The sequence below is a fragment of the Pseudomonas fluorescens genome (assembly GCF_000968015.1).
GTDB lineage: Bacteria > Pseudomonadota > Gammaproteobacteria > Pseudomonadales > Pseudomonadaceae > Aquipseudomonas > Aquipseudomonas fluorescens_W.
In genome coordinates this window covers 19,984-39,495 of the sequence record NZ_LACH01000046.1, presented here as the reverse complement: position 1 = coordinate 39,495, position 19,512 = coordinate 19,984, and the positions used below count along the sequence as shown (strand labels likewise).

At 60.0% G+C, this 19,512-nt stretch carries 20 protein-coding genes; 9 read left to right on the top strand and 11 right to left on the bottom strand.

The genetic code is table 11. The annotated features are described in order from the left end of the window. Positions 1-6: 6 nt before the first annotated feature. Positions 7-894 (top strand): cytochrome c oxidase subunit 3, encoded by an 888-nt coding sequence (locus VD17_RS20065; protein WP_046055318.1) that lies wholly within the window; start codon positions 7-9, stop codon positions 892-894. Positions 895-897: 3 nt separating this feature from the next. Here VD17_RS20065 and VD17_RS20060 read toward each other — a convergent pair whose 3' ends face one another. Beyond that, positions 898-1,101, bottom strand: coding sequence for a twin transmembrane helix small protein (locus VD17_RS20060; RefSeq protein ID WP_008152470.1), 204 nt, complete (start codon positions 1,099-1,101; stop codon positions 898-900). Positions 1,102-1,171: 70 nt separating this feature from the next. Here VD17_RS20060 and VD17_RS20055 point away from each other — a divergent pair, with 70 nt between their 5' ends. The 5 genes from VD17_RS20055 to VD17_RS20035 are packed head-to-tail and all read left to right on the top strand — an operon-like array spanning position 1,172 to position 5,080. Then, the gene (locus VD17_RS20055; RefSeq protein WP_046055317.1) at positions 1,172-1,912 is read left to right on the top strand and encodes an SURF1 family protein; all 741 of its coding nucleotides are present in this window, start codon (positions 1,172-1,174) and stop codon (positions 1,910-1,912) included. Further along, positions 1,878-2,471: a hypothetical protein gene (locus VD17_RS20050; protein WP_033059816.1), complete on the top strand. Its 594-nt coding sequence runs from the start codon at positions 1,878-1,880 to the stop codon at positions 2,469-2,471. The genes VD17_RS20055 and VD17_RS20050 overlap by 35 nt, the downstream gene beginning before the upstream one ends. A 10-nt stretch (positions 2,472-2,481) precedes the next feature. Beyond that, positions 2,482-3,561, top strand: coding sequence for a COX15/CtaA family protein (locus VD17_RS20045; protein ID WP_046055316.1), 1,080 nt, complete (start codon positions 2,482-2,484; stop codon positions 3,559-3,561). Next, entirely contained in the window at positions 3,549-4,448 is a 900-nt protein-coding gene (gene cyoE, locus VD17_RS20040; protein WP_033059812.1) for a heme o synthase, read from the top strand. Before VD17_RS20045 ends, cyoE begins: the two co-directional genes overlap by 13 nt. Next, on the top strand, positions 4,445-5,080 hold the full coding sequence (locus tag VD17_RS20035; protein ID WP_046055315.1) for an SCO family protein: 636 nt from the start codon (positions 4,445-4,447) through the stop codon (positions 5,078-5,080). The genes cyoE and VD17_RS20035 overlap by 4 nt, the downstream gene beginning before the upstream one ends. A 193-nt stretch (positions 5,081-5,273) precedes the next feature. On the opposite strand, the gene VD17_RS20030 is transcribed toward VD17_RS20035, so the two are convergent. The 3 genes from VD17_RS20030 to VD17_RS20020 form a co-directional block, all read right to left on the bottom strand. Then, positions 5,274-6,047, bottom strand: coding sequence for a MetQ/NlpA family ABC transporter substrate-binding protein (locus VD17_RS20030; protein ID WP_046055314.1), 774 nt, complete (start codon positions 6,045-6,047; stop codon positions 5,274-5,276). A 79-nt stretch (positions 6,048-6,126) separates the two neighbouring features. Continuing rightward, positions 6,127-6,801 carry a methionine ABC transporter permease gene (locus tag VD17_RS20025; RefSeq protein WP_033059807.1) on the bottom strand — a complete coding sequence of 225 codons (675 nt, stop codon included), beginning with the start codon at positions 6,799-6,801 and terminating at the stop codon, positions 6,127-6,129. Beyond that, entirely contained in the window at positions 6,801-7,808 is a 1,008-nt protein-coding gene (locus VD17_RS20020) for a methionine ABC transporter ATP-binding protein (RefSeq protein WP_046055313.1), read from the bottom strand. Before VD17_RS20020 ends, VD17_RS20025 begins: the two co-directional genes overlap by 1 nt. A gap of 212 nt (positions 7,809-8,020) precedes the next feature. Between VD17_RS20020 and katE the strand changes: the two genes are divergently transcribed. Further along, positions 8,021-10,210, top strand: coding sequence for a catalase HPII (gene katE, locus VD17_RS20015; RefSeq protein WP_259674584.1), 2,190 nt, complete (start codon positions 8,021-8,023; stop codon positions 10,208-10,210). A 120-nt stretch (positions 10,211-10,330) separates the two neighbouring features. On the opposite strand, the gene VD17_RS20010 is transcribed toward katE, so the two are convergent. The 4 genes from VD17_RS20010 to zur are packed head-to-tail and all read right to left on the bottom strand — an operon-like array spanning position 10,331 to position 13,133. Further along, positions 10,331-11,047: a PA5502 family lipoprotein gene (locus tag VD17_RS20010; RefSeq protein ID WP_046055311.1), complete on the bottom strand. Its 717-nt coding sequence runs from the start codon at positions 11,045-11,047 to the stop codon at positions 10,331-10,333. Positions 11,048-11,084: 37 nt separating this feature from the next. Further along, positions 11,085-11,873 carry a zinc ABC transporter permease subunit ZnuB gene (gene znuB, locus VD17_RS20005; protein WP_046055310.1) on the bottom strand — a complete coding sequence of 263 codons (789 nt, stop codon included), beginning with the start codon at positions 11,871-11,873 and terminating at the stop codon, positions 11,085-11,087. Then, positions 11,866-12,651 (bottom strand): zinc ABC transporter ATP-binding protein ZnuC, encoded by a 786-nt coding sequence (gene znuC / locus VD17_RS20000; protein ID WP_046055309.1) that lies wholly within the window; start codon positions 12,649-12,651, stop codon positions 11,866-11,868. Before znuC ends, znuB begins: the two co-directional genes overlap by 8 nt. Beyond that, on the bottom strand, positions 12,651-13,133 hold the full coding sequence (gene zur, locus VD17_RS19995; protein WP_046055308.1) for a zinc uptake transcriptional repressor Zur: 483 nt from the start codon (positions 13,131-13,133) through the stop codon (positions 12,651-12,653). Before zur ends, znuC begins: the two co-directional genes overlap by 1 nt. A 66-nt stretch (positions 13,134-13,199) precedes the next feature. Between zur and VD17_RS19990 the strand changes: the two genes are divergently transcribed. After that, positions 13,200-14,120: a zinc ABC transporter substrate-binding protein ZnuA gene (locus VD17_RS19990; RefSeq protein ID WP_046055307.1), complete on the top strand. Its 921-nt coding sequence runs from the start codon at positions 13,200-13,202 to the stop codon at positions 14,118-14,120. Positions 14,121-14,249: 129 nt separating this feature from the next. On the opposite strand, the gene VD17_RS19985 is transcribed toward VD17_RS19990, so the two are convergent. Beyond that, positions 14,250-15,200, bottom strand: coding sequence for a homoserine kinase (locus VD17_RS19985; RefSeq protein ID WP_046055306.1), 951 nt, complete (start codon positions 15,198-15,200; stop codon positions 14,250-14,252). Positions 15,201-15,258: 58 nt separating this feature from the next. After that, the gene (locus VD17_RS19980; RefSeq protein WP_046055305.1) at positions 15,259-15,549 is read right to left on the bottom strand and encodes a DUF2782 domain-containing protein; all 291 of its coding nucleotides are present in this window, start codon (positions 15,547-15,549) and stop codon (positions 15,259-15,261) included. A gap of 74 nt (positions 15,550-15,623) precedes the next feature. On the opposite strand from VD17_RS19980, the gene polA reads away from it, so the two are divergent. After that, positions 15,624-18,395 (top strand): DNA polymerase I, encoded by a 2,772-nt coding sequence (gene polA, locus VD17_RS19975; RefSeq protein WP_046055304.1) that lies wholly within the window; start codon positions 15,624-15,626, stop codon positions 18,393-18,395. Between the two features lie 288 nt (positions 18,396-18,683). Here the strand turns inward: polA and yihA are convergent, their stop codons facing one another. Beyond that, positions 18,684-19,328: a ribosome biogenesis GTP-binding protein YihA/YsxC gene (yihA, locus tag VD17_RS19970; RefSeq protein ID WP_046055303.1), complete on the bottom strand. Its 645-nt coding sequence runs from the start codon at positions 19,326-19,328 to the stop codon at positions 18,684-18,686. Positions 19,329-19,512: the final 184 nt, after the last annotated feature.

Sequence of the window (19,512 nt, the reverse complement as noted above, 5' to 3'; positions counted from 1 at the left end):
CAATAAATGGCAACTCATGAACACTATTACGTACCGGCCCAAAGCAAATGGCCGATCATTGCCACGGTCGGTATGTTCGTCACCGTGTTCGGCCTAGCCACCTGGTTCAACGACCTGAAGGCGGCGCGGCCGGAGTCCCACGGTCCGCTGATCTTTTTCGTCGGTGGCTTGCTGGTGGCCTACATGCTGTTCGGCTGGTTCGGTACGGTGATCAAGGAAAGCCGCCAGGGGCTGTACAGCGCACAGATGGATCGCTCGTTCCGTTGGGGCATGAGCTGGTTCATCTTCTCGGAGGTGATGTTCTTCATCGCGTTCTTCGGCGCGCTGTTTTATGTGAGAAACATTTCCGGCCCGGCGCTCGGGGGTGAAGGGGCCAAAGGCATCGCTCATATGCTGTGGCCGAATTTCCAGTTTGCGTGGCCATTGCTGCATACCCCTGACCCGAAACTCTTCCCGCCACCCAAGGAAGTCATCAGCCCTTGGGGCCTGCCGCTGCTCAATACCGTTCTGCTGGTGAGTTCCAGCGTCACCGTGACCATCGCTCACCACGCCTTGAAAAAGGGCCATCGCGGCGCGCTGAAAATCTGGCTGGCGCTCACCGTGTTATTGGGCTGCGCGTTCCTCAGTTTTCAGGCCGAAGAATACATACATGCCTACCACGAACTGGGCCTGACGCTCGGTTCGGGTATCTACGGCGCGACCTTCTTCATGCTCACCGGCTTCCACGGCGCCCACGTGACCATCGGCACCATCATCCTGTTTGTGATGTTGATGCGGATCATGCGCGGGCACTTCGACGCCGACCACCAGTTCGCGTTTGAAGCGGCGAGTTGGTACTGGCACTTCGTGGACGTGGTGTGGATCGGGCTTTTCGTTTTCGTCTACGTGCTCTGAGGCTTACCAAGGTACGTGTGACACCAACTGGCCGCTGAAAAAACCCCAGGCAATCAAGCCGACGGTGATGGCGGCCAGCGCGACACGAACACTCAAGGCAATGACGAGGCGGTTCGAGCTGCTGTCGTCCTTGACCAAAAAAAACAGGCCGCTGAACAGGCTGACAACCGTGGCAATCAGCATCAGGACGATGGCTGCTTTGAGCATGGTGAGACTCCGGGGGAAAGGCGATGCACTTGAGTATAGCTATCGCGACTACCGACTTTCTGGCGACGCCATGAAGCGTTTCCGGCCGGGCATCGTGCCGACCCTGGTGGTCGCGGTGTTGTTGCCCATGCTGGTGTCACTCGGGTTCTGGCAATTGAGCCGGGGCGCAGAGAAAAGTGCGCTGCTGCAAAGCTACACCGAACGCCGTGCCGCCGAACCGATGGCCAGCACCGAGCTGCAACACACCGCAGATCCGGCCTTCCGCCGCGTTCGCCTGCACGGCCAGTTCGATGCCGCACACAGCCTGTTGCTGGATAACCGTCAGCGTGGCGGCAAGGTTGGCGTCGAACTGCTGCAACCGTTTCAGGATCAGGTGACCGGCCTCTGGCTGCTGGTCAATCGCGGCTGGCTGCCATGGCCGGATCGCCGCATCCCACCGCAATTCACCACACCGACTCAGGCCTTGAGTCTTGATGCCTGGGTTTACGTCTCCCCCGGCGCCACCTTCCAGTTGCACGCCGACCCGAACACCACGACCTGGCCACAACTGATCACCGCGGTCGAACCGGCCAGGCTCTGGACGGCGCTGGATCGCGAAGGTTTTGCCTACGAATTACGCGCAGAAAGTGGCCCCGCGACTTACCAGGCTGACTGGCCGGTAGTCGCCATGGGACCGGAAAAACACCTGGCTTATGCCGTGCAGTGGTTCGCCATGTCGATCGCTCTGTTCGGCCTCTATCTCTATCTCGGCTGGCACAACGCAAAGGAGAAACACCATGGGAGCGGCCATGAATCCACCCAGCATGTCTGAGGCGAAAACGCCGGCGAGTCGGCGTAAAGGTCGCTTGCAGTTGCTGCTGATCCTGCTCGGGGTGATCGGTCCGATGATCCTCGCCACCGGCATGTACAAATTGCAGTTCTGGGTGCCGGAAGGTCGCAGCTATCACGGCGAACTGATCGGCAACGGCCAGACCCGCGCCGACCTCGGCGTGCAGGCGCAGGAGGATCGTTGGCAGATACTGGTGACCGCGCCCAAGGATTGCTCGGTGGACTGCCAGCAACTGGTGTACCTGGCGCGGCAGATCCAGATCGGTCTTGGCCGTGATGCCGGGCGCGCCAGTCATGCCTTGGCCGTGGCACAACCGCTGAGCAGCGAATACGACGCCAAGCTGACGCGCGAGTATCCTCAATTGCAGCGCTATCCACTGAGCCTGACTGACTTCCAGAAAACTGCCGGCGACAAGGCTGTGCCGCAGCTGTGGATCATCGATCCTCACGGCAATCTGGTGCTGCGCTACGACCCGACGGTGAAGGGTAAGGATCTGCTCAACGACCTGCGCCATTTGCTGAAACTGTCGAACATCGGATAAGGGCATCGTCATGGCCAAACCTGGATTTCGCCTCGCGTTGTTTGCCACCTTGCTGGCACTGATTGTGGTGTTGCTCGGCGCCTACACCCGCCTGACCCACGCCGGGCTCGGCTGTCCGGACTGGCCGGGTTGCTATGGCTTTATCAGCGTGCCGAAAAGCGAAGTTCAATTGGCCCATGCCGAACTGCATTTTCCCGACGCGCCCGTCGAAGCGCATAAGGGCTGGAACGAGATGGTTCACCGCTACTTCGCCGGCACGCTGGGGCTGCTAATCTCGGTGCTGGCGGGGCGCGCCTGGGTCCATCGTCGTCATCCGGGGCAACCGGTGAAGTTGCCGTTGTTCCTGCTGGCCGTGGTGTTCGCCCAGGCGGCGTTCGGTATGTGGACGGTGACGCTCAAGCTCTGGCCGCAAGTGGTCACCGGGCATTTACTCGGTGGTTTTGCGACGTTGAGCCTGCTGTTTTTGCTGACCTTGCGATTGTCTGGCGTGTTGCCGGCGCTGACCGTGCCCCGGCGTTTGCAGTACTGGGCGACCGCCGGGTTGCTGCTGGTGATCCTGCAAATAGCCTTGGGTGGCTGGGTCAGTTCCAACTACGCAGCGGTGGCCTGTATCGATTTCCCGACCTGTCATGGGCAATGGCTGCCGCCCGCGGACTTCGCCAACGGCTTTCACCTGACCCAACACATCGGCCCCAATTACCTCGGCGGGCAACTGGACAGTGATGCTCGCACCGCGATTCATGTGACTCACCGCATCGGCGCATTGTTAGTGACGCTGGTGCTGATCGGGTTGGCGTGGCAACTGAAGGTGGTCGGCATGACTCGCTTGGCCGGGCTGGTGCTGATCGCACTCGCCGCACAAATCACCCTCGGCATCAGCAATGTGCTGTTTCACCTGCCACTGCCAGTGGCCGTCGCGCATAACGCGGGCGGCGCGGCACTGTTGCTGACGATGGTGCTGGTCAATTATCACGCGCGAACCAGTCTGGTTCGGGTCAAGCAACACCCCCCTGCGCGCTGGCGGTTCAGCCCGCGCAAACACTCAGCCGGGCCCATAACAATAAAAGGAGAGATGCCATGGCGACTCTGATCGGCGCACGTCACAGTCAAGCGATCTGGCGTGACTACCTGGAGCTGACCAAGCCGAAAGTGGTGGTGCTGATGCTCATCACCTCGCTGGTGGGGATGTTCCTCGCGACCCGCGCCGGGGTGCCGTGGACGGTGTTGGTGTTCGGCAATCTGGGGATTGCCTTGTGTGCCGGTGGTGCGGCAGCCGTCAATCATGTGGTGGACCGACGCATCGATGCGGTCATGGCCCGCACACACAAACGTCCCTTGGCCGAAGGCCGGGTGTCGCCAGCGGCCGCGCTGACGTTTGCCTTGGTATTGGCGGTGCTTGGGCAAGCCGTACTGCTGGCCTTCACCAATCCACTGACGGCCTGGCTGACCCTGGCCTCGCTGCTCGGCTATGCGGTGGTCTACACCGGTTTCCTGAAACGCGCGACGCCGCAAAACATCGTCATCGGCGGACTGGCCGGCGCCGCCCCGCCACTGCTCGGCTGGACCGCCGCCACTGGGCATGTCAGCGCCGAACCCTTGCTGTTGGTGTTGATCATCTTCGCCTGGACCCCGCCGCACTTCTGGGCGCTGGCCATTCACCGCAAAGAGGAATACGCCAAGGCCGACATCCCGATGCTGCCGGTGACCCATGGCGAGCACTACACCAAGGTCCACATCCTGCTTTATACCTTTGCGCTGCTGGCCGTGAGCCTGATGCCGTACGTGATCCACATGAGCGGCATGCTCTACCTGATTTGCGCGCTGGGACTGGGCGCGAGGTTTCTGCAATGGGCCGTGGTGCTGTACCGTGGCACTCGACCGCACGCGGCGATCAACACGTTCAAGTACTCTATTTACTACTTGTTCCTGCTGTTTATCGCGCTGCTCGTAGACCACTACTTACTGTTGAACCTATGACTCGAACCCAGAAAACCGTCTTCATCCTTGTCGCCCTGATCGCGCTGGTCCTGGGCCTGACCATCAACAAAGTGCTGTCCGGCAAAGGCCAGGGCGACCCGACGGCGCTGATCGATGCCGGGATCATTCTGCTACCGCAAAGCCGCAACCTGCCGGCCGTGACAATGACCGACCAGAACGGCAAACCGGTGGCGGTCAACGAGCTGAAAGACAAATGGTCGCTGCTGTTCTTCGGTTACACCTTTTGCCCGGACATCTGCCCGACCACCCTCGCCCAGCTGCGCCAGATCAAAAGCGAACTGCCGCCAGAGGCTGTGGCCAGGTTGCAGATCATTCTGGTCAGCGTCGACCCGAATCGCGACACACCCAATCAGCTCAAGCAGTACCTGGGCTACTTCGATCCGCAGTTCCAAGGGCTGACGGCTTCGTCGGTTGAAGACATTCAGAAACTGGCCAACGCGGTGAGCATTCCGTTCATTCCGGCGGACACCAGCAAGCCGAACTACACCGTTGACCACAGCGGCAACCTGGCGGTGATCGGGCCGGACGGGACGCAACGTGGGTTCATTCGCGCACCGTTGAACAACGTGAAATTGGTCGCGCAGTTGCCGGTGATGCTTACCCGCAAATAATTAACACCGCATAGCCCCTTGTAGGAGTGAGCCTGCTCGCGAAAGCGGTCTGACATTCAACATCAATGTTGGCAGTGATGACGCTATCGTCGGAACGCCGCCCGGAGCAGGCTCACTCCTACAGGGGATGGTGTTTCAGGCATAAAAAAATGGGGCGCATTCAATGCGCCCCATTTTTCGTTACTGCTTCGAATCAGAACGCCGGCACGACCGCGCCTTTGTACTTCTCGAGGATGAAGGCTTTCACTTCCGGGCTGTGCAGGGCAGCGATCAGCTTCTTCAGCGCTTCGCTGTCCTTGTCGTCTGGACGGGCAACGAGGATGTTCACGTAAGGCGAGTCGCTGCCTTCGATGACCAGCGCGTCCTTGGACGGGTCAAGCTTGGCTTCCAGCGCGTAGTTGGTGTTGATCAGCGCCAGGTCGACCTGGGTCAGCACACGCGGGATGGTCGCGGCTTCCAGTTCACGGAATTTCAGGTCCTTGGTGTTCTCGGTGATGTCCTTGACGGTCGCGAGGATGTTGTTCGAATCCTTCAACTTGATCAGGCCTGCCTTGGCCAGCAGCAACAGCGCACGGCCGCCGTTGGTGGCGTCGTTCGGGATCACCACGTTGGCGCCGCCTGGCAGCTCGGTCAGCGCTTTGTACTTGCTGGAGTAAGCGCCCAGCGGTTCCAGGTGCACGCCGGCAACGGCCACCAGGTTGGTGCCCTTGGCCTTGTTGAATTCGTCGAGGTACGGCTGGTGCTGGAAGAAGTTGGCGTCCAGACGTTTTTCGGCTACCTGCACGTTCGGCTGGATGTAGTCGGTGAAGACTTTGACCTTCAGGTCCACGCCTTCTTTGGCCAGGGCCGGTTTTACGAATTCGAGGATTTCTGCGTGCGGGACCGGGGTAGCCGCGACGGTCAGGGTTTCATCGGCCTGAGCAGAGAACGCTGCAACGGCTGCGAGCGCTACGAGTAGTTTTTTCATTCAGCTAACTCCTTGTGCGGCGCCGGTCTTCGACGCCTGCCAGCGAATGGCCGGCTCAATTGTCATTTACGTGAACGCTTTATTTTCTGGAGAAATGGACAACCAGTTTGTCGCCAACGGTTTGCAGAACCTGAACGATCACCAGCAGCAACATCACCGTCACGACCATCACATCAGGCTGGAAACGCTGGTAACCGAAGCGGATCGCCAGATCGCCCAAACCACCCGCGCCGACCACACCCGCCATCGCCGTGTAGGACACCAGTGTAATGGCTGTCACCGTAATCGCAGCGAAGATGCCCGGGCGGGCTTCCGGCAGCAAGGCGTTGGTGATGATCTGCCGCGTCGTCGCGCCCATGGCCTGGGTCGCCTCGATGATGCCGCGATCCACTTCACGCAGGGCGGTTTCCACCAGCCGCGCGAAGAATGGCGTAGCGCCCACCACCAGCGGTGGAATCGCACCGGCAACCCCGAGGGACGTACCGGTGATCAACACCGTGAACGGAATCATCACGATCAGCAGAATGATGAACGGCAGCGAACGCAGAATGTTCACCACCAGCGACAGCATCGCGTAGACGCCCTTGGCTTCCAGCAACTGACGCGGGCTGCAGAGGAACAACAGCACGCCCAGGGGCAGGCCGAGCAAAACGGTGAACAACAGCGAACCGAAGAGCATCAGGAAGGTATCGCCGGTGGCCAGCCAGATTTCGAACCAGTCGATATTGACGAAGAAACTTGTCAGGACTTCCATCAGCGCAGCACCTCCATGTGGACGTCAGCTGCGGTGAAGCGGGCGAACGCCGCTTCCATGTCGCCACCGGTAACGGCCAGGGTCAACTGCCCGTAGGGCACGTCTTTGATTCGGTCGATACGACCGGCCAGGATGCTGTAGTCCACACCCGTTTCACGAGCGACAGTGCCCAGTAGCGGTGCGTAGGTCGCTTCGCCCTGGAACGTCAGACGCACGATACGGCCTGGAACGTGAGCGAAGTCGTCGCGCTGCTCGCTTTCGTCGATCTGCTCGTCTTCTTGCACGAAGCGCTTGGTGGTCGGGTGCTTCGGATGCAGGAACACCTCGGCGACCGAACCTTGCTCGACGATCACGCCAGCATCCATCACCGCAACCTGGTCGCAGACCCGGCGGATCACGTCCATCTCGTGGGTGATTAACACGATGGTCAGCTTCAGCTCGCGATTAATCTCGGCCAGCAATTGCAGGACCGACGCGGTGGTCTGCGGGTCCAGCGCGCTGGTGGCTTCGTCGCACAACAGGATTTTCGGCTTGGTTGCCAGGGCGCGGGCGATGCCGACGCGCTGCTTCTGGCCACCGGACAACTGCGCCGGGTACTTCTTGGCGTGGTCGGACAGGCCGACCCGCTTCAACAATTCGGCCACACGCCGGTCGATCTCGCTGCGCGACAGTTCACCGGCCAGGGTCAGTGGCAGCGCGACGTTGTCGGCCACGGTCTTGGACGCCAGCAAGTTGAAGTGCTGGAAAATCATCCCGACTTGCTGACGGAAACGTCGCAGGCTGTTGGCGTCGAGCGCGGTGACTTCTTCGCCGTCGACGAATATCTTGCCGCCACTGGACTCTTCCAGGCGATTGATCAGACGCAGCAGGGTACTTTTTCCCGCACCGGAATGGCCGATCAGACCGAAGACCTGACCGTTCTCAATCGTCAGACTGGTCGGATGCAGGGCGGGAATATCCTTACCGGCGACGCGGTAGGTTTTGTGGACGTTTTGAAACTCGATCACGTAGCGAACCTTGTGGGGCGCGTTGGAAAAGGGTCAGCGGTTAGCCGGGCGCGCATTTTAGCCTGTCCGTATAGAGGTTATTAGCATTTATTCCGCATTCAACCTTCCATTTGGCAATAACGCGATCAAAGGTTAGAAAAAAGGAACGCCGCAAAACGTCATCAGTCACTAATTAGGCAACTCGAAAACGCCCCCGGCCCGTGCCTGGGGCATTGCTCAAGAGTCCTGGCTACGGCGGGAATCGCAACGAGGAGTTTTGTCTGATGAGTACTAAAAAACCTGCCGCAACCAAAAGCGCACTGGCCGGGACCGATACCCCGGACCGCGCTAACACCAATGCCAAGCTCGACAGCCTGGAGCCATTTCGCTCCGACGCCACTGAACAGGCCCTGCGCACCAACCAGGGCGTGAAAGTCTCGGACAACCAGAACACGTTGAAGGCCGGCGCTCGCGGGCCATCGTTGCTGGAAGATTTCATCATGCGTGAAAAGATCACGCACTTTGACCATGAACGCATTCCCGAGCGCATCGTCCACGCCCGCGGTACGGGTGCCCACGGCTACTTCCAGAGCTATGAAGCTCACTCCGTGCTGACCAAGGCAGGGTTCCTACAAGACCCAAGCCAAAAAACCCCGGTCTTCGTCCGCTTCTCCACGGTGCAGGGCCCTCGTGGGTCGGGCGATACCGTGCGGGACGTACGAGGTTTCGCAGTGAAGTTTTTCACCGACGAAGGCAACTTCGACCTGGTGGGCAACAACATGCCAGTGTTTTTCATTCAGGATGCGATCAAGTTTCCTGACTTCGTGCACGCGGTGAAACCCGAGCCGCACAATGAGATGCCCACCGGCGGTTCAGCTCACGATACCTTTTGGGATTTTGTCTCTCTGGTACCGGAGTCGGCGCACATGGTGATCTGGACCATGTCCGACCGGGCGATCCCGAAAAGCCTGCGCAGCATGCAAGGCTTCGGCGTGCACACCTTCCGCCTGATCAATGCCGAAGGTAAATCGCGCTTCGTCAAATTCCACTGGCGCCCCACTGCCGGGACCTGTTCGCTGGTGTGGGATGAAGCACAGAAACTCGCCGGTAAAGACACGGATTTCCACCGTCGCGATCTCTGGGAGTCGATCGAGATGGGCGACTACCCGGAGTGGGAACTGGGCGTACAGATCATCGAGGAGGAAAACGAACATAAATTCGACTTCGACATCCTCGACCCGACCAAGCTGATCCCGGAAGAACTGGTGCCGATCACCCCGTTGGGCAAAATGACCCTCAACCGTAATCCCGACAACTTCTTCGCCGAAACCGAACAGGTCGCCTTCTGCCCTGGGCATATCGTGCCGGGGATCGACTTTTCCAACGATCCATTGCTGCAAGGTCGATTGTTTTCCTACACCGATACGCAAATCAGCCGACTCGGTGGGCCGAACTTTCACGAGATCCCGATCAACCGCCCGGTGGCGCCGTTCCACAATGGTCAACGGGACGCGTTGCATCGCACCACCATCGACAAGGGCCGCGCGTCCTACGAGCCGAACTCCATTGATAGCGGTTGGCCGAAAGAAACGCCGCCGGCAGCCCAGGATGGCGGCTTCGAAAGTTATCCAGAGCGCATCGACGCCAACAAGATCCGTCAGCGCAGCGAATCATTCAGCGATCACTTCTCCCAGGCGCGACTGTTTTTCCACAGCATGAGCAAGCACGAGCAGGAGCACATCATCTCGGCTTACAGCTTTGAGTTGGGCAAGGTTGAGCGGGAGTTCATCCGCGCGCGCCAGGTGAATGAGATCCTGGCCAACATCGATCTGGAACTGGCCAAGCGTGTCGCGCAGAACCTGGGGTTGCCAGCGCCGAAAGCCGGGACGGTCGAAGTACGCAAAACCTCACTGGATCACTCGCCGGCCCTGAGTCAGGCCAACTTGCTGCCGGCGGATATCAAAACCCGCAAAGTGGCAATTCTGGCAGCCAATGGCGTCGATGGTGCAGCGATTGATGCCATGAAGAAAGCGCTGAAGGCCGAAGGTGCGCACGCCAAACTGCTCGGCCCGACGTCTGCTCCTGTGACCACCGCCGATGGCAAAGCATTGCCGGTCGATGCGTCGATGGAAGGCTTGCCTTCGGTGGCGTTCGACGCGGTGTTTGTGCCCGGTGGGGCGGCGTCGATCAAGGCGTTGAGCACTGACGGCGTGGCGCTGCATTACGTGCTGGAAGCGTACAAGCACTTGAAAGCGATTGCGCTGCAGGGCGAGGCCAAACAGTTGCTGGATGTGTTGAAGCTTGAGGCTGACGCGGGGTTGATCGTGGGTGCGGATGCGAAGCTGATCAAAGCGTTTTTTGCCGCGATCGGGCAGCATCGGGTGTGGGACAGGGAGCCGAAGGCCAAGGCGATTCCGGCCTAAGGTTTTGTATCAATAGGGAGGACGCCTTCGCGGGCAAGCCTCGCTCCTACAGGTTTGAGTCGTTCACATCATCAATGAACGACACCGAACCTGTAGGAGCGAGGCTTGCCCGCGAAGCTTTTAAGGTTTACGCGGGCTCAGAACCATCTGCGCCGGCACGTTGCGCAGAATCTGCTTCTCCAGGTTCAGGTCAAAATCCGCATCGAGCCTCTTCACGCGCTTGGTCAGCAACGTGGTCAGCCACGGGAAGTCCTGGGTGCGAGGTGCCTGAATACTCACGTCGCACTGATAATTCACCACATCGGCGGCGATCGCATCCAGCTGGCGACGAAGCTTGGTCATATCGGTCAGGTTCAACGCAACCGTGGTGCTTTCAGCCGTCGGGTCAATGACCTTGGCCTGTGGCTTGGCTTCGGCAGCCATGAGCGCTGCTTCGGCTCTATCCAGTTCAGCTTTGCGGGCATCAACGATGGCATTGTTGACCCCGCCAGTCAGCGCCGGAGCCTTGGGCATCAACGACCGGGCACGGCTCAGCGCCGTGGCAGCCGCATTCACATCGCCCTTTTGCAGCACGATCTGGCTGCGGCGCAGATAGGCTTCGGCCAGTTGCCGCTGGTATTGCTCAAGGGATTGATCATTCGGCGACTCGGCCTGCAAGGCAGCGAGTTGATCTTCAGCCGTCGCCAGCTCACTGCTGGCGAGGCTTTGTTGCAGCTGCGCGATGGCCGCGGCCCGTGTACCGGTAGCCTCGGTGGCCGCCGGTGGCGTGCTTTGGCAAGCGCCCAGTAGCAGCGAAAATGCGACAAGGGGCAGATAACGGGAGGCGAACAGCTTCATTCCTGCGACTCTCTATTTGCGCAAAAAACAAGCAAGTCTACACCCCTCGACGGGGCAGGACAAAACTCAGCAGAAACAGTGCGGCGGCCGTCACAACAATCGATGGGCCCGCCGGGGTGTCCTTGAACCACGACAGCGCCAGCCCGCCACAGACCGCGAGTATACCCAGCAGGCTCGCGCCCAGTGCCATCTGCTCCGGTGACCGGGCGTGACGTTGTGCCGCAGCCGCCGGGATGATCAGCAAGGACGTAATCAGCAACACACCGACGATTTTCATCGCCACCGCGATCACCACAGCGATCAGCAACATCAGGGTCAAGCGCAACGCCGCCACCGGCAGACCTTCAACCCTGGCCAGTTCTTCATGCACCGTGATTGCCAGCAATGGCCGCCACAACGTCACCAGCAAGGCCAGAACGGCCGCGCTGCCGCCGAGTATCCAGGCCAGATCGGTCGGGCTGATCGCCAGCAAGTCGCCGAACAGATAAGCCATCAGGTCGATCCGCACTTCGTGCATGAAGCTTAGTACGACCAAACCCAAAGAGAGCGTGCTCGGTGCGAGAATTCCCAAAAGCGTGTCGGACGCCAGCGGTTGGCGCTGTTGCAAGGTCACCAGCAACACTGCCAATAGCAGGCAGCCTACGGTGACCGCAACGGTCGGACTGACATCCAGCAGAAAACCCAGCGCCACGCCAAGCAGCGCGGCATGGGAAAGGGTATCGCCGAAATAGGCCATGCGCCGCCAGACCACGAACGAACCCAGCGGGCCCGCGACCAACGCCAGGGCCAGACCTGCAAGCAGGGCGTAGAGCAGAAAATCAGCCATGCTTGCAGCTATCTCCGTGAACGTGGGTAGGGGCCGACGGGGCCGCGCTGACCACCGAGCCATGCAAGTCATGGGCGTGGTCGTGATGGTGGTGATAAATCGCCAGGCTTTGTGCGTTCTTTCCGAACAGCTCGACGAAAGCCGGATCGCCGCTGACCTGCTCGGGGTGCCCGGAGCAGCAGACGTGACGGTTGAGGCAGACCACCTGGTCGGTGGTGCTCATCACCAAATGCAGATCGTGGGACACCATCAACACGCCGCAACCGTGACGGTCACGCAATCGTGTGATCAGGCTGTAGAGCTCGGCCTGACCGGCCACATCGACGCCTTGCACAGGTTCGTCGAGCACCAGCAGTTCCGGCTCACGCAGCAATGCCCGGGCCAGCAGTACGCGCTGCATTTCGCCTCCGGAAACACTTTGCACCGGGCTGTCGATCACCTGTTCGGCGCCGACTTCCTTGAGTGCCGACAAGGCCATGGCGCGGTCCACGCCCGGTACCAGACGCAAGAAACGCAGCACCGACAGCGGCAGCGTCGGATCGACGTGAAGTTTTTGCGGCATGTAACCGACCCGCAGTTTCGGCTTGCGCCACACGCTGCCGCTGTCGGGTTTCAAAAGACCGAGTACAGCGCGCACCAGCGTGGTCTTGCCGGCGCCGTTAGGGCCGATCAGGGTGACGATCTGCCCGGGCTCGACGCTCAGCTCGATGTTATCCAGCACGTTTTGCCCGGCAAAGGTGACGGCAACCTGCTCGAGGCGGATCAGCGCGTTGCTCATCAAACCCCCTGGCAACCCGAGCAGAGGCCGACCACTTCAACGGTCTGGCCCTCGACGACAAATCCGACATCCTTGGCGCTGCCGATGATCGCGTCGCTGATGGATTTCTGTTCGAGCTCGATGGCGGCGTGGCATTCGCGGCAAATCAGGAACTGGCCCTGGTGGGCGTGTTCCGGGTGATTGCAGCCGACGAAGGCGTTCAACGAGGAGATGCGGTGTACCAGGCCGTTTTCCAGCAGGAAATCCAGCGCACGGTACACAGTCGGCGGCGCCGCGCGGCGGCCGTCCTGCTCGCTGAGTACCGCGAGAATGTCGTAGGCGCCCAACGGCTTGTGGCTTTGCCAGACCAGTTCCAGCACCCGCCGGCGCAAGGCGGTCAGGCGCAGGCCTTGACGTGCGCACAGAGCATCGGCCTCGGACAATGCGCTATGGACGCAATGAGAGTGGTCGTGGGGACGGCTGGCAATCGGTGTTTTAGGCATGAGCGGCGACGAGTTTTGTGAGAGACGTTATTATGTTACCCGTTCTCGCCTCTTCGAGTGGTCATCGTGTCCCGACTTTTTTCTATCTTTGTCGCATTTGTCGCAAGTTTTCTGCTGATCAGTTCAGCTCAGGCCGAAGTCAAAGTTCTCACCAGTATCAAGCCTCTACAGCTGATCGCCGCGGCGGTGCAGGACGGCGTGGCGATTCCGGAGGTCTTGCTGCCGCCTGGTGCCTCGCCTCATAACTATGCCTTGCGCCCATCCGACATACGGAAGGTGCAATCGGTGGATCTGGTTTACTGGATCGGTCCGAGCATGGAAGGTTTCCTGCCCCGCGTGCTGAATGGTCGTACGCTGCCCAGTGTCGCCGTGCAGGATTTACCGGGCCTGAAACTGAGACGTTTCGCCGAAGATAGCCACTCCCATGCCGAAGAAGCCGACGAACATGATCACGATCACCGTCCCGGCAGTCTGGACGCGCACTTGTGGCTTTCGCCGGTCAACGCCCGCGTCATCGCCACAAAAATGGCGGCTGACTTGAGTGCAGCCGATCCGGCCAATGCCGCGCGTTATCAGAGCAACCTCAAGGCGTTCGATGAGCGTCTGGATGCCATGGATCTTCGCTTGAAGGCGCGCCTGGCCGGCATCGCGGGCAAACCGTACTTCGTATTCCACGAGGCCTTTGACTACTTTGAAGACGCCTACGGCCTCAAGCACGCCGGCGTATTCAGCGTCGCCGCCGAAGTCCAGCCCGGCGCCCAGCACGTTGCGGCGATGCGCGCTCGTTTGCAGGAAGTCGGCAAAACTTGTGTGTTCAGCGAACCGCCTCTGCGTCCGCGCCTGGCGGAAACCCTGGTGGCGGGTCTGCCGGTGAAGCTGGCGGAACTGGACGCGCTGGGCGGGTACACGCCGGCGACCGCTCAGGGGTATGAGCAGGTGCTGGAGAAGTTGGGGAATGATTTGGCGGGGTGTCTGGAGTCGTTGTAACCGACGCGCAGAACCTGTGGCGAGGGGGCTTGCCCCCGCTGGGCTGCGAAGCAGCCCTCCAATTGGCCGGCCAATAGATCGCATGGCAGCGCTTCGCACTCCAACGGGGGCAAGCCCCCTCGCCACAATTTAAAGGGCGAACGGCAGCGGCGTGCTGACCTTCTGCCGCTGCGCCAGACGCTGCTGAAACTCCATCGGATCGTGAATCAGCACGTCCTGCCCGGCAAACGACTCGGCGGCGATCAACCGCGACAACCAGAACCGCACACACGCCACCCGCAGCATGGTCGGCCACAACTCCGCCTCGGCCGCCGTGAAAGGTCGCAGCGCTGCATATGCACCGAGCAACGCCCTCGCCCGCGGCCCGTCGATCAACCCGCTCTCGTCCGAACACCAGTCGTTCAAGGCGATCGCCACGTCGTATAGCATCGGCCCCGAACACGCGTTGTAGAAGTCGATCAACCCGGTCAGGTGAGTGCCTTCAAACATCGCGTTATCGCGGAACAGGTCGGCGTGGATATTGGCTCGCGGCAGCGCCAGAATTTTCGTCTTCTGCTGTGTGATTTCGTCCAGAGCCCGTTGCAGCAAATCGCTTTGCTCGGCATTGAGGTGCGACAGCAACTGCGTGCCCTCTTCCAGCATCCAGTCCAGGCCGCGATCGGTCTTGCGCTTGATCATGTTGGCCTGGGTCGCCAGATGCAGATGGCCGAGCAACTCACCCACCTGAGCGCAATGCTGCGCATTGGCGTCCTTGATGTGCTTGCCGGCCAGCCGTGGCTGCAACAGCGCAGGCTTGCCGGCGAGTTCGCGCAAGGCGACGCCGTCGGTGGTGCGCAAGGCATAAGGCACGGGCAGGTCAGCGTCATGCAGCACGTCGAGCAGTTCTATGAAGAACGGCATTTCCTGAACCGGACCACGCTCAACCAGGGTCAGGACAAATTCGCCCTGCTCCAGGCTGATGAAGAAATTGGTGTTTTCGCTACCGGCGGCAATCCCCTGGAAATCAAGCAGGCGGCCGAGCCCGTAAGGGGCGAGAAAGGTTTCCAGCTCAGGCCGAGCCAGCGGGGTGAACACAGACATGTTTGAACTGCCAGTACGGGCGCCGCTGCTTGAGCCAGCGCCGATTGAAATTAAGAAACTACTTCCACTCAAAGATCTTCCATGACGGAATCAGCATATCCGGCTGATCCGAGCGAATAAAGTTTGCATCGGTCCCGTCCGCGCGCACCAGAAAATATGGCGGTGCGCCCTTCGGGGTGACCTTGATCGCATACAGGAAACCATTTTGACGGTACTCCTGGATGGTTTTATCCCCTTCCGTGCGGATAGTGACTTCCGGCTCCGGTGTCGGCGCATCATCCGCCGCCATGACGGCCAACGGAACGGATGCAAACAACCCAGCCAGCAACAGGCGATTTAGTGTGCGCATGATAACCTTGTCCCTTTGTCGTCAACGGTCCCGCTATTCTAGCGCCGGACCCGCCGAAAAGGTTGATCCTGCTCATGAGCCAAGCCCCCCTCGTCCTGGTGGACGGTTCTTCTTACCTGTACCGCGCCTTTCACGCCCTCCCGCCGCTGACCACTTCCAAAGGTTTGCCGACCGGTGCGGTCAAAGGCGTGCTGAACATGCTCAAGAGTCTGCGCAAGCAGTACCCGGACAGTCCGTTCGCCGTGGTGTTCGACGCCAAGGGTGGGACTTTTCGCGATGACATGTACGCCGAATACAAGGCCAACCGCCCGAGCATGCCCGACGACATGCGCGTGCAAATCGAGCCGCTGCACCAGAGTGTGATCGCCCTGGGCTTCCCGCTCCTGTGCGTCGAAGGCGTCGAAGCCGATGACGTGATTGGCACCCTGGCCCGCAGCAGCGCGGCGGCCGACCGCCCGGTGGTGATCTCCACCGGCGACAAGGACATGGCGCAGCTGGTCGACGGCCACATTACCTTGGTCAATACCATGACCGGTAGCGCGCTGGACGTGGAGGGCGTGAAGGAGAAATTCGGCGTCGCTCCCGAGCAGATCATCGATTACCTGGCACTCATGGGCGACTCCTCCGACAACATTCCGGGCGTTCCGGGCATTGGCCCGAAGACCGCTTCCGGCCTGTTGGTCGGTGTGAACGGCGGCCTGACCGAGCTCTATGCGCAGCTCGACATCGTCCCGACCCTGCCGATTCGCGGGGCCAAAACCCTGCCGGCCAAGCTCGAAGAGCACAAGGAGATGGCGTTTCTCTCCTATCAATTGGCAACCATCAAGATCGACGTGCCGCTGGATATCGGCCTCGACGACCTGCAAATGGGCAAGCCGGATCACGACAAACTCGCCGAGCTCTACACCCTGCTTGAGTTCAAGAGCTGGTTCGAAGAGAACCAGCGGGACGCCAAGCGTTCCGGCCAGGAAGTCGCCGCTCCGGTAGCTGAAGAAGCGGCCGTCGACACCGAACTCAAGTACACCACCATCCTCACCCAGGCTGATTTCGACCTGTGGCTGAAGAAACTCAACGACGCCAAGCTGATTGCCTTCGATACCGAAACTACTGGCATCGATGCGCAGCAGGCGCAACTGGTGGGCCTGTCTTTTGCTGTACAAGCCAACGAAGCGGCCTACATCCCGCTGACCCATTCCTACATGGGCGTGCCGGACCAGCTCGATCGCGACACCGTGCTGCGCGCGCTGAAGCCGATTTTGGAAGACCCGAGCAAACTCAAGGTTGGCCAGCACGCAAAATTCGACATGAACATCCTGGCCAACTGCGCCATCGGTGGCGATCAGAGCTGCGGCATCACCGTCCAAGGCGTCGCTTTCGACACGATGCTCGAATCCTACGTGCTGGACTCCACCGCGACCCGTCACGACATGGACAGCCTGGCGCTCAAGTACCTGAATCACACCACCACCAGTTTTCAGGACATCGCCGGCAAAGGCGCCAAACAGCTGACATTTGATCAGATCTCCCTTGAACTGGCTGGACCTTACGCTGCCGAAGACGCCGACGTGACACTACGCCTGCATCAAACCCTGCAGGAAAAGCTCAATGCCATCCCGAGCCTGAGCAAGGTCCTGAGCGAAATCGAAATGCCGTTGGTGCCGGTTCTGGCCCGGATCGAACGCCAAGGCGCGCTGGTCGATGCCAACCTGCTGGGCATTCAGAGCGTTGAACTGGGCGAGAAAATGGTCGCCCTCGAGCGTGAGGCGTTCGCCATCGCCGGGGAAGAATTCAACCTTGGCTCGCCGAAGCAATTGGGCGTGATCCTGTACGAAAAACTCGGGCTGCCGATCCTCAGTAAAACCGCCAAGGGCCAGGCATCCACCGCCGAAGCCGTTCTGGCGGAATTGGCCGAACAGGATTTCCCGCTGCCCAAAGTGCTGATGCAGTACCGCTCGATGAGCAAGCTGAAAAGCACCTACACCGATCGCCTGCCAGAGCAGATCAACCCGCGCACCGGGCGAATTCATACCTCTTATCATCAGGCCGTCGCGGCGACCGGTCGCTTGTCGTCCAGCGACCCGAACCTGCAAAACATTCCGATCCGCACCGCCGAAGGGCGGCGGATTCGTCAGGCGTTCGTCGCGCCAAAGGGCTACAAACTGCTGGCAGCGGACTATTCGCAAATCGAACTGCGAATCATGGCTCACCTGGCCAAGGACGAAGGTTTGCTGCACGCGTTCCGCAATGACCTGGACGTGCACAAGGCCACCGCAGCGGAAGTCTTCGGGGTTGAACTGGCGGACGTCAGCACCGACCAACGGCGCAGCGCCAAGGCGATCAACTTCGGTTTGATCTACGGTATGAGCGCGTTTGGCCTGGCCAAGCAGATTGGTGTTGATCGCAAGCAATCCCAGGCCTACATCGACCGTTACTTCGCCCGCTACCCAGGCGTTCTCGAGTACATGGAGCGCACCCGCGCCCAGGCCGCCGAACAAGGTTTCGTTGAAACCATCTTCGGTCGTCGCCTGTACCTGCCGGAAATCAACGCGAAAAACCCGGCCCTGCGCAAAGGTGCCGAACGCACGGCGATCAACGCCCCGATGCAAGGCACCGCGGCGGACATCATCAAGAAAGCCATGATTGCCGTGGATAGCTGGCTGACAGCGTCAGGCCTCGACGCCAAAGTCATCCTGCAGGTGCACGATGAATTGGTGCTGGAAGTGCGTGAGGATTTGGTCGATCAGGTCCGCAATGAAATTCGCGTGCACATGAGCGACGCAGCGAAGCTTGATGTGCCGCTGTTGGTAGAAGTTGGTGTAGGAAATAACTGGGATGAGGCTCACTGAGCCGTCTGAAAAGGCCTTTTCCGCTGCGGCATAGTGCCGCGGCAGAAAGGCCGGAAGGGCTCTTAGTCCGGAAAATTCGATGCCCTATTCCAAAGGCTTTTTAAAAAATTCTGAACTAATCTCCCGAATCGCCACTCAGAGTTACTGAATGGGTGGTGAAGCCCTTCGATGCTCCTAATGTTGTGTTAAGTGTTGGCAGATATCTGGACCCCGCCCTAGCGGTCCGGAACTTGAACCCCGGAACTTCCCCCTCCCCATAAGAAGTCCGGGGTTTTTTTTGCCCGCGATTTATTGCTCGGCAATCTCCGAGCCCTTGTCCGCGAGTTCCATCCAGCCCGCCAGTACAGTGTAGGCGTCTTCCAGGCCCATGCGTTTTGGCGCCGAGAACAGCTGGATGCTGATCGCATCTCCCCAACCCTTGCGGATGTCTGTCTGAACCTTGAGCAGGACGTTTTTCGCCGCGCCGTAGGTCAGTTTGTCGGCTTTGGTCAGCAAAATATGCATCGGCATGCCACTAGCGACGGCCCAGTCGAGCATCAACAGATCGAAGTCGGTCATTGGATGACGGATATCCATCATCAAAATCAGCCCCTTCAAACTCTCCCGACCACCCAGATAGGCTTCCAGGTGACGCTGCCAGTGCAGCTTCAACGGGATAGGTACTTTCGCGTAACCGTACCCCGGCAGGTCGACCAGACGACGATCATCGTCTAGCTTGAAGAAGTTCAAGAGCTGCGTGCGACCCGGAGTTTTCGAGGTCCGCGCAAGGCTGGCGTGCGTCAAGGTGTTCAGCGCACTGGACTTGCCGGCGTTGGAACGCCCGGCGAAGGCCACTTCAAAGCCTTCGTCGTCGGGGCATTGATCGACTTTGGCAGCGCTGAGCATGAAGGTGGACTGTTGGCACAGGCCGAGGATGGGGTTCTTGAGTTGCATGGGATTTCCGATGTGGGCGGCGCCGGGAATGGACGCGGCGAGCAGTGTCGTTTCCGTTTCAGTGACGCCAGTATATAATGCCGCAGATTTTGTGTGCGCTTTGTCCCAGCGTAGGATGAAGTTCACGAGAGCGATTGACCTTGATTGCGCACTAGAACGCAGAACGCTCTCAACCCTGAAAAGG

Bases quoted from the DNA above. Each gene is read 5' to 3' on its own strand.
- VD17_RS19980 (WP_046055305.1), bottom strand. From the start codon at position 15,549: ATGCGCACACTAAATCGCCTGTTGCTGGCTGGGTTGTTTGCATCCGTT.
- VD17_RS20065 (WP_046055318.1), top strand. From the start codon at position 7: ATGGCAACTCATGAACACTATTACGTACCGGCCCAAAGCAAATGGCCG.
- VD17_RS20060 (WP_008152470.1), bottom strand. From the start codon at position 1,101: ATGCTCAAAGCAGCCATCGTCCTGATGCTGATTGCCACGGTTGTCAGC.
- znuC (WP_046055309.1), bottom strand. From the start codon at position 12,651: ATGAGCAACGCGCTGATCCGCCTCGAGCAGGTTGCCGTCACCTTTGCC.
- VD17_RS19985 (WP_046055306.1), bottom strand. From the start codon at position 15,200: ATGTCTGTGTTCACCCCGCTGGCTCGGCCTGAGCTGGAAACCTTTCTC.
- znuB (WP_046055310.1), bottom strand. From the start codon at position 11,873: ATGGCTGATTTTCTGCTCTACGCCCTGCTTGCAGGTCTGGCCCTGGCG.
- VD17_RS20050 (WP_033059816.1), top strand. From the start codon at position 1,878: ATGGGAGCGGCCATGAATCCACCCAGCATGTCTGAGGCGAAAACGCCG.
- VD17_RS20010 (WP_046055311.1), bottom strand. From the start codon at position 11,047: ATGAAGCTGTTCGCCTCCCGTTATCTGCCCCTTGTCGCATTTTCGCTG.
- VD17_RS20055 (WP_046055317.1), top strand. From the start codon at position 1,172: ATGAAGCGTTTCCGGCCGGGCATCGTGCCGACCCTGGTGGTCGCGGTG.
- polA (WP_046055304.1), top strand. From the start codon at position 15,624: ATGAGCCAAGCCCCCCTCGTCCTGGTGGACGGTTCTTCTTACCTGTAC.
- VD17_RS20045 (WP_046055316.1), top strand. From the start codon at position 2,482: ATGGCCAAACCTGGATTTCGCCTCGCGTTGTTTGCCACCTTGCTGGCA.
- VD17_RS20035 (WP_046055315.1), top strand. From the start codon at position 4,445: ATGACTCGAACCCAGAAAACCGTCTTCATCCTTGTCGCCCTGATCGCG.
- zur (WP_046055308.1), bottom strand. From the start codon at position 13,133: ATGCCTAAAACACCGATTGCCAGCCGTCCCCACGACCACTCTCATTGC.
- yihA (WP_046055303.1), bottom strand. From the start codon at position 19,328: ATGCAACTCAAGAACCCCATCCTCGGCCTGTGCCAACAGTCCACCTTC.
- cyoE (WP_033059812.1), top strand. From the start codon at position 3,549: ATGGCGACTCTGATCGGCGCACGTCACAGTCAAGCGATCTGGCGTGAC.
- VD17_RS20025 (WP_033059807.1), bottom strand. From the start codon at position 6,801: ATGGAAGTCCTGACAAGTTTCTTCGTCAATATCGACTGGTTCGAAATC.
- VD17_RS20030 (WP_046055314.1), bottom strand. From the start codon at position 6,047: ATGAAAAAACTACTCGTAGCGCTCGCAGCCGTTGCAGCGTTCTCTGCT.